10 protein-coding genes are annotated in these 12,235 nt (G+C 70.8%); 5 read left to right on the top strand and 5 right to left on the bottom strand.

Annotated elements, in window-relative coordinates:
• Positions 1-19 precede the first annotated feature (19 nt).
• A complete protein-coding gene (locus tag HCK04_RS06665) occupies positions 20-1,717 on the bottom strand; it encodes a pentapeptide repeat-containing protein (RefSeq protein WP_240971079.1) in 1,698 nt (565 codons plus the stop codon).
• A 150-nt stretch (positions 1,718-1,867) separates the two neighbouring features.
• On the opposite strand from HCK04_RS06665, the gene HCK04_RS42060 reads away from it, so the two are divergent.
• Positions 1,868-2,266 (top strand): MerR family transcriptional regulator, encoded by a 399-nt coding sequence (locus HCK04_RS42060; protein WP_260617145.1) that lies wholly within the window; start codon positions 1,868-1,870, stop codon positions 2,264-2,266.
• 172 nt (positions 2,267-2,438) lie between these two features.
• On the opposite strand, the gene HCK04_RS06655 is transcribed toward HCK04_RS42060, so the two are convergent.
• Positions 2,439-4,343: an ABC transporter ATP-binding protein gene (locus HCK04_RS06655; RefSeq protein ID WP_142645995.1), complete on the bottom strand. Its 1,905-nt coding sequence runs from the start codon at positions 4,341-4,343 to the stop codon at positions 2,439-2,441.
• A gap of 231 nt (positions 4,344-4,574) precedes the next feature.
• Here HCK04_RS06655 and HCK04_RS06650 point away from each other — a divergent pair, with 231 nt between their 5' ends.
• The 3 genes from HCK04_RS06650 to HCK04_RS06640 all read left to right on the top strand — a co-directional run bounded on the left by HCK04_RS06650 (position 4,575) and on the right by HCK04_RS06640 (position 7,713).
• A complete protein-coding gene (locus tag HCK04_RS06650; RefSeq protein ID WP_142645994.1) occupies positions 4,575-5,858 on the top strand; it encodes an ABC transporter substrate-binding protein in 1,284 nt (427 codons plus the stop codon).
• Positions 5,859-5,938: 80 nt separating this feature from the next.
• On the top strand, positions 5,939-6,823 hold the full coding sequence (locus tag HCK04_RS06645) for a sugar ABC transporter permease (protein ID WP_312845722.1): 885 nt from the start codon (positions 5,939-5,941) through the stop codon (positions 6,821-6,823).
• The gene (locus tag HCK04_RS06640; protein ID WP_142645992.1) at positions 6,820-7,713 is read left to right on the top strand and encodes a carbohydrate ABC transporter permease; all 894 of its coding nucleotides are present in this window, start codon (positions 6,820-6,822) and stop codon (positions 7,711-7,713) included. Before HCK04_RS06645 ends, HCK04_RS06640 begins: the two co-directional genes overlap by 4 nt.
• A gap of 332 nt (positions 7,714-8,045) precedes the next feature.
• On the opposite strand, the gene HCK04_RS06635 is transcribed toward HCK04_RS06640, so the two are convergent.
• A complete protein-coding gene (locus tag HCK04_RS06635; protein WP_260617144.1) occupies positions 8,046-9,092 on the bottom strand; it encodes a LacI family DNA-binding transcriptional regulator in 1,047 nt (348 codons plus the stop codon).
• 197 nt (positions 9,093-9,289) lie between these two features.
• On the bottom strand, positions 9,290-10,120 hold the full coding sequence (locus HCK04_RS06630; protein WP_142645990.1) for an IclR family transcriptional regulator: 831 nt from the start codon (positions 10,118-10,120) through the stop codon (positions 9,290-9,292).
• A gap of 174 nt (positions 10,121-10,294) precedes the next feature.
• Here HCK04_RS06630 and HCK04_RS06625 point away from each other — a divergent pair, with 174 nt between their 5' ends.
• Positions 10,295-11,581 carry an MFS transporter gene (locus HCK04_RS06625; RefSeq protein ID WP_240971078.1) on the top strand — a complete coding sequence of 429 codons (1,287 nt, stop codon included), beginning with the start codon at positions 10,295-10,297 and terminating at the stop codon, positions 11,579-11,581.
• Here HCK04_RS06625 and HCK04_RS06620 read toward each other — a convergent pair whose 3' ends face one another.
• The gene (locus HCK04_RS06620) at positions 11,582-12,214 is read right to left on the bottom strand and encodes a Uma2 family endonuclease (protein WP_142645989.1); all 633 of its coding nucleotides are present in this window, start codon (positions 12,212-12,214) and stop codon (positions 11,582-11,584) included. It lies immediately after the preceding gene.
• Positions 12,215-12,235: the final 21 nt, after the last annotated feature.

Here is a 12,235-nt window from a genome sequence, read left to right as displayed (position 1 = left end):
ACTCCAGCACAAGCGGCTTTCACCGGCGGCGGGTGAGGGCCTTGCGACCGCGCGCCACGATCGTCTCGACGTCCGTCAGGTCGCTCATGTCGTGGGCCCTGGCCAGCGCCTCCTTCGCGGCGTCGTAGGCGTCGAGGACCGCGTTCCAGTCCACTTCGCCGGTCCGGTCCGACACGCTGTCGATCTCCTCGCCCAGCCGGGTGACGTTCTCCTCCTGGACGCGCCTGGCCTCCTCGAACCGGACCGCTCTCTCGGCGGCCTGCTCCCTGGCCGCTCTCCTCCGCCGCACCTTCGCCGTGGTCACCCCGGCGGCGATCCAGAAGACGGTCAGTCCGGCGATGCCGAAGAAGATCAGCCAGCCGACGGACATGCGGCTGGAGGACCCTGACAGGTCGATGTCCTCGGCGAAGTCCTGGTTCAGCCCGGTGACCTCGGCGCCCTCGAAGGTGGCGCCCCGCAGCTCAGCGTCGCTGAGATCGGCGTCGGTCAACACGGCATTGCGGAAGACCGCGTCCCGATATGTGCCGTGGTGGAGGTATGCCCGGTCCATCCTGGCGCCGGTGAAGTCGGCCTGGTCGGCCGTGACGCTGGTCATCTCCGTGTCACGGAGGTCGGCGCCGGCCAGCCTGGCCTGGGTCAGGGTGGCGCTGCCGAGCGCCGCGCCCGACAGGTCGGCCCCCGACAGGTTCGCCCCCGCGAGGTCGGCGCTGCTCAGCTTGGCCCGCCACAGCCGCGCACCCCGCAGGTCCGCGCCCTTCGCGGAGCGGAGGCTCGCCCCGGCGGCGGAGACGTCACGGAGGATCGCCCGGTCGAGCGTGACCCCCGTCAGGTCGACGCCGTCGAGCTTGGCGCCGGTCAGGTCGGCGCAGCTCAGGTCGTCGGGGAAGTCCGCCACCGAGGTCAGGTCCCAGCCACGGTAGTCCTGCCCGCTGCCGGGCTTGCACGCCCGGTCCGGCGCCGGCAGGAACCGGGGGACTCCCTTGCTCCCGGTGAGCCGGGCGTCCCTGACGTCCCGCAGGTCGGCCCCGGTGAGGTCGGCCCCCCGGAAGTCCGCCCCGGTCATCACCGACTCGTACAACTGCGCGCCGCTGAGATCCGCCTGCCGCAGGACGGTCCTGATGAAGGTGGCGCCGTAGAGCCTGGCCTTCGGCGCCTTGACCCGGGTGAGGTCGGCCCGGCGCATGTCCGCGCCGTAGGCGGCGGCGTCGGTCAGATCGACGCCGACCAGCTTCGCGTCGTCGAACTGCGCGTCGTACGTCTTGGCTCGCGCCATCGTGGCCCCGCTCAGGTCGGCCCCCTCGAAGTGCGCGTAGTAGGGCGAGGAGTCGTCCATCGTCGCCCCGCGCAGGTCGCTGCCGCGCAGGTCCGCGTAGTAGAGCTCGGCCTCGGACAGGTCGGCCTTGCGCAGCCTGGCCCCGGCCATCTGCGCGTACCCGAGGTGGGCCCCCTTGAGCGAGGCACCGGTCAGATCGGCCCCGACGAGCGGGACCCGGACGGTCAGGCCGTCGAGCCTGGCGCCCCGCAGGTCCGCGCAGGACAGGTCGGCGGGCAGCGTCATCCGGGTGAGGTCCCGGCCGGCGAGATGCGGGCCGCTGCCCGGACGGCAGGGGAGGCGGTCTGCGGGCGTCGCCGCGGCGGCCGGGACCGCCGGGACCGACAGCAGAACCGCGGCGGAGAGGGACACCGAAGCGGCGATCGAGCGGGGGATGCCGGGCATTTCTCACTGGCTCCATCGGGGACGCCGCCCGGACGCTCCCCGGGGAGACGCGGGCACCGGATCGTAGGTGGCACGACCCGTTATAAATCCCCGGCTTGCGATCCACTTGCGAAGCGCCTACAGAACACGCGATGTGCCAGGATCAAAGGCGTGGCCGAGTACACACCTGGACAGGTCGTCGAGGAGACCGGTTTCAGCCTCGACACCCTTCGTTACTACGAGCGGATCGGGCTGCTGGAGCCGATCGGCCGTAACGCGGCGGGCCAGCGGCGGTTCAGCGACGACGACGTGAGCTGGCTCGGCATGGTCCGCTGTCTGCGCGACACCGGCATGCCGATCGCCGAGATGCTGCGCTTCGCCCAGCTCGTACGGCAGGGCGAGCACACCATCGCGGACCGGATCGCACTGCTGGAGGAGCACGACCGGAAGGTCGAGGCCCAGATCGCCGACCTGAGCCAGAAGCAGGGCGCGATCCAGCGGAAGATCCAGTACTACAAGGACGTGCTCACCATGCGTGACATGCTCCCCGACCGCGAACGGGCCTCCTGACGACCCCCGCGCCACCGCCCGCGCCCGCTCGGCCCGCGTCTGCCGGGTCTGCTCGTCGTGAGCGGGCCCGGCAGGGCGGATCGAGCAGGTGACTCGAGCTGGTGACTCGGGCTGGTGGCCCGAGCCGGTGGCCCGAGCCGGTGGTTCGGGCCGGTGGCTCGGGCCTGGTGGCTCAGGCCGAGCGGTAGGCCTCGGCCTGGAGGTTGTAGAGGTCGGCGTAAAGGCCGTCGAGGGCCATCAGCTCCTCATGCGTGCCGTGTTCGCGGACCTTGCCGTGGTCGAGCACGTAGATGCGGTCGGCGTAGCGGACGCTGGCGAGGCGGTGGGTGATGAGCAGCACGGTCCGGCCGTCGGCGTGCTGCCTGATCCGCTCGAACAGCGCGTGCTCCGCCCTGGCGTCGAGGGCGGCCGTCGGCTCGTCGCAGATCAGCAGGGGCGCGTCCCGGTAGAACCCGCGGGCCACCGCGATCCGCTGCCACTGCCCGCCCGACAGCTCGTGGCCGTTCTTGAACCGCCGGTCGAGCAGCGTGCGATAGCCGTACGGGAGCTCGGCGATGACCTGGTCGGCGCCGGCGACCTCGGCGGCGCGGGTCACCTCGGCCTCGCCCTTCTCCATGCCCATCGTGATGTTGTGGCGGGCGGTCAGCGGCCACCGGGTGTGGTCCTGGGCGATGACCGCGATCCTGCGGCGCAGGCTGTCGGGATCGACCTCGGCGAGGTCGACGTCGTCCCACCGGACGCGCCCGCCGTCCGGCTCGTAGAGGCCCGCGAGGATCTTGGCGAGGGTCGTCTTGCCCGAGCCGTTCTCGCCGACGAGGGCCACGACCTCCCCGCGCTCGATGCGGACCGACACCCCGCGCAGGGCGGGGGCCGGCGCGGCGGGATAGGAGAAGGTGACCTCCTCGACCGTGATGCGGCCGAAGTCTTCGGGGGCCGTTCCGTCGCGGAGCGGCCGGATGCGGCGCTCGGCGTGTGCGGCGAAGTCCAGGAAGTCGGTGAAGTAGAGGCCCTCCTCGTAGAGCCGGTTCGTCGCGTACATGAAGTTCGACAGCGAGGTCTGCCCGGACCTGATGGCCAGCACCGCCGTGCCGGCCACCGCGAGGGGCACCGCTCCCGCCGCGAGCAGCAGGCCGAGCGCGACGTAGACCAGGCCCTGCCCGAGACCGCCCAGCGCCTCCCCGAGGACGCGGGCGACGGTCTGCCGCCGCGCGAGGTCGAGCATGACCCGCTGCTCGCCCCGGGCGACCGCGTCGAACATCCGCAGCAGGAAGCCGCGCATGGTGAACGTGCGGACCTCGGCCGCGGTGTCCTTGTCCGCCAGCAGTTCCTCGATGATCCACTTGCGTCGCCTGGCCGGGACGAGCACCAGGGCGGTCGTGTAGCGCATCCGCGCGGCCCGTACGGCCGCCCAGGCGTCGGGGACGACGGCGAGCAGGAGCAGCGGCAGCAGCACGGGGTGCAGCACGCCCAGCACGCCCGCCGCGGCCACGATGCCGACCAGTCCCGTCAGCGTGTCGATCGCGGTGCTCACGACCACCTCGGCCACCTGCATGCCGCGCATGCGGGCCCGCTGCAGCGCGTCGTGGAACTCGGGATCGTCGAAGCAGACGAGGTCGACCTGGCTGGTCAGCGTGTAGAGGCGCTCTTCGGTGATCCTGCTGACCTGCGGTTCGAGCCGGGACTGGGCCCAGCCCGCGGCGGCCTGCAGGGTCGTGCGCGCGACGGCAGCCAGGCCCACGAGCAGCAGGCTGGGCAGCGCGGCCCGGATCCGGTCCGGAGTCGGGCCCGACTGGAAGAGCGCGGTCAGCACGCCCGTCGTGGCGAGCAGGCCGAAGGCGGTGAAGACGCCGCCGAGTGTGCTCAGCGTGACCGTGGCCACGGTGTCGCGGGGACTCGCCTCCCAGGCGATGCCCAGCGCCTGCCGGATCAGCCGGGGCAGCCGCCGGGCGACCGTGAGGAAGCCGAGCCCCGCCATCGTGCCGTAGTGTCGCGCCCATTGCGGAGATTCGACGTCCGCCATGTCCGGCAGGTCGTCCTCCGACAGATGATCAGATCCCCCCTGGTGTGTGACCGTCATGCCTGCAGTGTGAGCGCGCGAGCCGACAATTTCGCGGGCCACGGTCGCGCCGATCGCTTTGACGCACGTCCCTAACACCACGCCATGGCCCGGTATGCAGAGACGTTATCTGCACAAACTTGACGACGTGCCGGTGAAAGTGGGTTGATTGGGGCCTGCTGACAACGTTGTCAGCCATATGTGTCTTCGGGGGCCCGAAATCCTCGTGAATAGGCTGAAGGGAATGTTGCGATGAGACGACGGTGGATGGCGGCCGTCGCGGTCTCTGTTGCAGGTCTGCTCACTCTTTCCGCCTGTGGCGGCGGTGACAAGCAGGAGGGCGGAGGCGGCCAGGCCGCGAAGAAGGTCGAGGTCTTCTCGTGGTGGACGGGTCCCGGTGAGGCCGACGGCCTCAAGGCGATGCGTGAGATCTTCGCCAAGCAGAACCCGAACTTCGAGTTCTTCGACGCCGCCGTGGCGGGTGGCTCGGGCGACCAGGCTCGTGCGCTGCTGTCGAGCAAGCTGCAGGCCAACCAGCCCCCGGACACCTTCCAGGGCCACGCCGGCGCCGAGCTCCAGGGCTACATCAAGAGCGGCAAGCTTGAGTCGCTGAACTTCCTGTACGACGAGCTGAAGCTCAAGGAAGTCTTCCCGCAGCAGCTCATCGACCAGATCTCGGTGCAGGGCCAGGTCTACTCCGTGCCGGTGAACATCCACCGGTCGAACGTGCTGTGGTTCAACCCCTCGGTCCTCAAGGACGCCGGCATCGACGGCGCGCCGAAGACCATCGAGGAGTTCATCACCGACCTCGACAAGGTCAAGAAGGCCGGGAAGATCCCGCTGTCGATCGGCTCGCAGTGGACCCTGGTGCACCTGCTCGAGTCCGTGTTGCTCGGCTCGCTCGGCACCGACGCCTACAACGCGCTGTGGACCGCCAACGCCGACTGGTCCAACGCGAACGTGACCAAGGCGCTGGAGAACTTCAAGACCATCCTGTCGTACGCGGGCAGCCCGCAGGACGACTGGCAGCCGGCGGCCAAGCAGGTCGCCGACGGCGAGGCGGCCTTCAACATCATGGGCGACTGGGCCTACGGCTACTTCCACAACCCGCCGGAGGGCGGCCTCGGCAAGGAGTCGCACAAGGACTTCGACTGGGCCGCGTCGCCGGGCACGGACGGCACCTTCATGTGGCTGTCCGACAGCTTCACCCTGCCGAAGGGCGCGCCCAACCGCGACGGCGCTATCGCGTGGCTGAAGGTGGCCGCAAGCAAGGAGGGCCAGGATGCCTTCAACCCGCTGAAGGGCTCGATCCCGGCCCGCAAGGACGCCGACCAGTCCCTCTACAAGGACTACCTGTCGTGGGACCTGGAGCAGTGGGCGAACGACAAGCTGGCCGGCTCGATCCAGCACGGCGTGGTCGCCAACGACCAGTGGCGGCAGGCCATCACCGACGCGGTCGGCCTGTTCCAGCAGGACAACGACGTCGCCAAGTTCCAGCAGGCGCTGGTCGCGGCGGCCAAGAACAGCGGCCAGTGAGCTGATCTCCTCGTACGGCCCACGCTGGGTCCACATCGGCGTGGGCCGTACTTGACTTCTGAGAGGTACAAGTGACGCGGGTGCGCAGATGGCTGCCCGGGCTACTCCTGGTGTCGCCGTCGATCATCCTCATCGCGGTCTTCGTGTACGGCCTGCTGGGCTGGAACTTCAAGCTCGCCATGACCGACAAGCACGACGAGATCGCGGAGATTCCCGGCAACTTCGTCGGGCTGGAGAACTTCACCGGCATCTGGAGCGAGGAGCGCTGGGCCCTTTCGGTCCGGCACGCGATCGTCTTCACCCTGGTCTTCGTCGGCGGCGCCCTTGTCCTCGGCTGGTTCCTCGCCTTCCTGATGGAGAAGGGCATCCGGGCGGAGAGCGGCTTCCGCGCCGTCTACCTGTTCCCGATGGCCGTTTCCTTCATCGCCACCGGCGTGGTCTGGCGGTGGCTGATGAACAGCGCGACGGGTGAGCATGCGGTCGGGCTCAACCGGCTGTTCCACTATGTGGGGCTCGATTTCCTGCAATGGCAGTGGTTCCGTGATCCCGACTGGGGAATGGCCGCCATGGCGATTCCGGCGATCTGGCAGATGTCCGGATACATCATGGCTTTGTTCCTCGCCGGATTCCGGGGCGTGCCGGAAGAACTGCGCGAGGCCGCCCGGGTGGACGGCTGCAGTGAGTGGGGGGTCTACCGCCACGTGGTGCTGCCGATGCTGCGCCCGGTGACGCTGTCCGCGCTGATCATCCTCGGACACATCTCGCTGAAGGTCTTCGACCTCGTCGTCGCGGTGTCGGGCAAGCAGATCATCACCGACGTGCCCGCGACGTTCATGTGGACGGCCGTCTACGACTCGCACGACCCGGCCAAGGGTGCGACGATCGCGTCCTACATCGTGCTGTCCGTCGCCGTCTTCGTCGTTCCCTACCTGATCTGGGACGCGCGTAAGGGGAAGCGCTCATGACCGCGCACGTCGCCGAGAGGGCCCCGCGTACGGCGCCCGCCGCCCCGGCCCGCGACAAGGGCCGGGCGGGCAGATGGGTGCGGCTCGTCCTGCTCCTGTTGTTCGTCCTGGTCTTCCTGATCCCGGTCTACGTGCTGCTGGTCACGAGCTTCAAGCCGCTGACCGAGGCCGACCCCACCCAGGCGTGGAACCTCCCCAAGGTGTGGACGACCGAGGCGTGGAGCGTCGCCTGGGAGAAGCTCGAACCCGGCATCGTCAACAGCTTCCTGCTCGCGGTGCCCGGTTCGCTGATCTCCGCCGCCCTCGGGGCGCTGAACGGGTATGTGCTGTCGAAATGGCGCTTCCCCGGCGCCGACGTGCTGTTCACGCTGTTCCTGTTCGGCATGTTCATCCCCTACCAGGGCGTGATGATCCCGCTGGTGCAGCTCATGGTGAACGTGGGCGACGCCCTCGGCATCCAGTTGTACGGCGGCATCCCGGGCCTGGTCCTCGCCCACGTGGTGTACGGCATCCCGATCTGCACGCTGATCTTCCGCAACTACTACGTCACGATCCCGGATGAGCTCATCGAGGCGTCCCGCGTCGACGGCGCGGGGATGCTGCGGACGCTCTGGTCGATCGTGCTGCCGGTCTCCGGCCCGGCGTTCGCCGTGGTGATCATCTGGCAGTTCACCTCGATGTGGAACGACTTCCTGTTCGCGGTCTTCCTCACCGGGCCGAGCTCCTGGCCGACCACGGTCATGCTCAACAACATCGCGGGCGCGGTGACCACGCCGTACAGCCAGCAGATGGCGGCGGCGATCCTGGCGTCCATCCCCACGATGATCATCTACGTGCTGCTCGGCAGGTTCTTCATGCGCGGCCTCATGGCGGGCGCGCTCAAGGGCTGAGTCCCAAGGGTACGGATTCACGGGTCGAGGCGGCCGGCCACCAGCGCGCCCCGAGAGGGGTGCGCCGATAGAGGACCTGCCGCCCGACCCGGGCGCCGGCGACCGGCCTGGTGGCGGGCGGGATGCTCCTGCTGCCGCTCGCCGACCGGTGGCGACCGCGGGCCCTCATGGTCGCAGGCGACCTCCTGAGGGTGCCACGTGTCTGGTGCTCAGCGCCGGCGACCTGCGTGGTGATCGGCGGGGCGATCTACGGGGCGACTTGCGCGGCTCCCTGCGTGGTGATCGGCGGGGTGATCCGGGCGGTGATCCGCGTGGTGGTCCGTCGGGGCGGGTCAGCCCGCCGCCCGGAGAGGGGGGCGCTCGCCCGAGCCCCGCGGAACCAGCCGCGTAGCCAGCTCGATCCTGCTGGTCGGCTCCTCGTTCCCGGCCAGGCGCATGAACAGCAGGTCGGCGGCCGTACGGCCGAGCCGGGCGGGATCCTGGGCCACCACGGTGATGCCGAGCAGGTCGGCCAGTTCGAAGTCGTCGAACCCCACCAGGGCGAGGCCGCCCGCGGCGCCCGCGTCGGCGGCTTCGGTGAGCGCCGCCAGCGCACGCAGGATCGCCACCGTGGTCCGGCCGTTGCCGGCGAACAACGCGGTCGGCGGGTCGGACGCCGTGAGCAGCCGCGTCAGGTCGGCCCGCATCCGCGCCGGGTCCGGCGGCCCCATGACCACCAGTCCCTCGTCGTACGGCAGGCCTGCGGCGGCCAGCGCCTGCCGGTAGCCGCGCAGCCGTTCGACGGCGGTGAAGATCCCGGGGGCGTCGCCGAGGAAGGCGATGCGGCGGTGGCCGTGCGCGATCAGATGCGCCGTGCCCGTACGGGCACCGCCCACGTTGTCGCACAGGACGGTGTCCGCCTCGCATCCCGCGCCCGGCGGCCGATCGGCGAAGACCGCCTTGATCCCGGCGTCGAACTCGGGTGCCAGGTAGCCGTGGTCGTTCCCCGCAGGCACGATGATCAGCCCGTCCACGCGGCGGGCGCAGAAGGCGAGCACGAGATCGCGCTCCCGGTCCGCGTCCTCCTGGGACGAGCCGGTGAACAGCAGATAGCCGTGGTGCAGCGCGGCGTCCTCGACGGCGCGGTTGAGGCTGGAATAGAAGGCGTCGGCCACGTCTTCGATGACCAGGCCGATGCTCGCCGTACGGCCCCGGCGCAGGATGCGCGCGCTGTCGTTGCGGCGGTAGCCGAGGCGCTCGATCGCCGCCAGCACGCGGCTCGCGGTAACGGCGTTGACGCCGGGCTCGTTGTTGACGACGCGGGAGACGGTCTTGAGCGCCACGCCGGCCGCGGCGGCCACGTCGTTCATGGTCGGACGGCCGCGTCTCGTCTCTACCACGGAGGGATCATCTCCCATTTCACGGCACTAGACAACGTTGTCAGTGTTCTGGTGAGAGTTGGTCGCTTTTGTGGAGATCTGAGGGCGCTTTGCGGGGTGTCTTGGGCGCGCGGAGGTGTGTTCACCTGATGTGTCCCCGGGATGCCCCGTTGGACTGCTGCTGGGCTGTGCCCTTGCCGTGCCCCTGGTGTGCCCTGTCATGGGCTGCCGGGCAGTGCCGTGCTGTGCTCCTGGTGTGCCCTGCCATGGGCTGCCGGGCTGCGTGCGCCTCCGGTGGCGCGCAGGTCGGCCTCGATCCTGGCGGCGGTGGCGAGCAGCGGGGGGAGCAGGTCGCGGCGGGCGGACTCCACGGTGGTGCGGCTGGCGTGCGAGGAGATGTTGACCGCCGCCACCACCCGGCCGCCGTGGTCCCTGATCGGCGCGGCGATGGAGCGCAGCCCTTCTTCCAGTTCCTGGTCCACCATCGCCCAGCCCTGGGTCCGTACGAGGTCGAGCGCCGCGCGCAGGGCGACCGGCGAGGTGGTGGTGTGGGAGGTCAGCCGTTCCAGCCCGGCGCGGGTGAAATAGGCGTCGAGCTCCTCAGGGGGGAGCCCCGCGAGCAGCACCCGGCCCATCGAGGTGCAGTAGGCGGGGAAGCGGGTGCCGATCGCGATCGTCACCCGCATGATCCGGGCCGTCGGCACGCGGGCCACATAGACGATGTCGGTGTCGTCCAGCACGGAGACCGAGGCCGACTCGTGCACCTCGGCGACGAGCCGTTCCAGGTGCGGCAGCGCGACCTCGGGCAGGGAGAGGCTCGACAGGTAGGCGTAGCCCAGCTCAAGCACCCGGGGCGACAGCGAGAAGAGCCGCCCGTCGGTGCGCACGTAGCCCAGGTCCGCGAGCGTCAGCAGGAACCTGCGCGCGGCGGCGCGGGTGAGACCGGTCTTGCGGGCCACGTCGCTGAGCGTCAGCTCCGGGCTCGCGGCGTCGAACGCCCGGATCACGGCCAGACCCCGGGCCAGCGACTGGACGTGCTCCTCCGCCATGACCGCCCACCTCCCGACCGCACCCTAGCGCCGGCCGACGGCGGCCGGGATAACGGGTCGCGGGATGGACCCGGGGGATGAGCCCGGGGACGAGCCCGGGGGACGAGCCGTGGGACAGGTGTGGGACGGGCGGAAAGCGGGTGGGGCGCGACACCGGCCGGTAGGGTTTGGCGAATGATGAGCGGGATCAAGGCCAATCGGGGCAATCTGCTGCTGGTAGGCGGTTTCGTCCTGGCGGCGCTCAACCTGAGGCCCGCTCTCGCGGGTGTGTCGCCGCTCCTCCCTGCCATCATGCGGGACCTCGGTCTCAGCCCCGCAGGTGGCGGCGCCATCACCACGGTGATGGTCGTATGCCTCGGTCTGCTCGCCCCGGTCGCGCCCGCGCTGGCCACCCGTATCGGGCTGGACCGCACGCTGCTGGCCGGTCTGCTCGTCCTCGCCGCCGGTGTCGCGCTGCGCAGCGCGGACGGTGTGCCCGCCCTGTATTGCGGTGCCGCCCTGGCGGGCACGGCCATCGCCGTCATGAACGTCGTCATGCCCGGCCTCGTCAAGCAGCACTTCCCCGGCAGGGTCGGGCTCTTCACCGGCCTGTACGTCTCGGTCATGGTCAGTGGGGCCGCGATGGCCTCGGCGGCGATGGTCCCGCTCGCTGGACAGGTCGGCTGGCGGGTGGCGGCGGGGTCGCCGGCCCTGCTCGCGCTGGTGGCGGCGGCTCTGTGGTGGGTGGCACGCGGGAGGACGGCCCGGCAGAACCCGGCGGGCGAGCCCGGCCAGAACCCGGCGAGCGCGGCCGGCCAGGACCCGGCGACGACGACGGCGGTGACCGCCCATCCTCGTCCGGGCGGCCCCGGCCATCGGCCGTACGCGACCCTGCTCCGGGCGCCGGCGACGTGGGCGGTGATGGCGTTCATGGGCCTTCAGTCGCTGACCTTCTACATCGTGCTGGCCTGGCTGCCCACCGTGTTCCAGGCCGCCGGCCTGCCCGCGGACGAGGCGGGATATCTGCTGGGCCTGACGAACCTCGTGCAGATCGCCGCCGCGCTGCTCGTCCCCCTGCACGCGGGCCGGGCCCGATCCCAGGCGCCGCACGTGGCCGTGGCCGCGCTGCTGACCGTCGGCGGATATCTGGGCGTGCTGCTCGCGCCCACCACCACGCCGTGGCTGTGGATGGTCGTCCTCGGGCTCGGCCAGGGGGCGTCGATCGCGCTCGCCCTGCTGATCATCACGTTGCGGGCGCCCGACCCGGCCTCGGTGACCGCGCTGTCGGCGGTCGCCCAGTCGAGCGGCTATGTGCTGGCCGCGGTCGGGCCGCTCGCGTTCGGCCTGCTGCACGAGCTGTCCCGTGGCTGGACCGTGCCCCTGCTCGCCGGGCTGGGGGCCTGCGTCCTCCAGTTGGCGTCGGGTGTGCTCGCCGCCCGCCCTGTGCCTCTGCAGACGGGGCAGCCGGAACGGGCGGCGTAGTCAGCGCGGCAGCCGTTCGAGGTCGATGGCGATGGGGAAGGGGGAGTCCACCGAGAGGCGGCCGTGGTGGACCCCGGTCATCTGATATCCGGTGCGGTCGGCGTCGAGCTCGAAGGAGTAGACGAACGGCCGGAAGCCGGTGCTCTCGACCCGCCAGAAGTGGGGGATGCCGGCGGCCGCGTAGTGCCGCGGCCGCATGTCGCGGTCGGATCCGGCCGCGTCGGGGCCGACGACCTCGATGACCAGGCGCACCTCTTCGGCGAGGTAACAGGTCCGCCGGTCGTCGGAGGCGGCGAGGTCGTCCACCAGCGACACGTCGGGACGGGCGCGCCGATCGGGCCCCAGCAGGACGTCCATCCGGCTGACCGCCACCAGGTCACCCGGGACCTGCGCGTTCAGCGCCGTGCGCAGGCCGTACGTCATGCGCTCGCGGAACCGGGTCTGGGGGCCCGAGGAGAGGAGGCCGGCGCCAGAGTGATCGGCATCAGGACGATCGGCGTCGGGGTGGCCGGTGTCGTCCTCGCCGGCCCGCCGCTCGTCGGCGAGGGGGCGGAGCCGGGAGAGCCGATCGGAGACGCCTCCGGCCCCGCCTCCCGGGCGGGGCTGGAGCCAGTCATCGAGCACGCTGGTCATGGCAGAAGCCTAGCGTCACCG

Source organism: Microbispora sp. CL1-1, assembly GCF_012034195.1.
Lineage (GTDB): Bacteria > Actinomycetota > Actinomycetes > Streptosporangiales > Streptosporangiaceae > Microbispora.
This window is presented reverse-complemented; position numbering and strand designations above follow the sequence as displayed.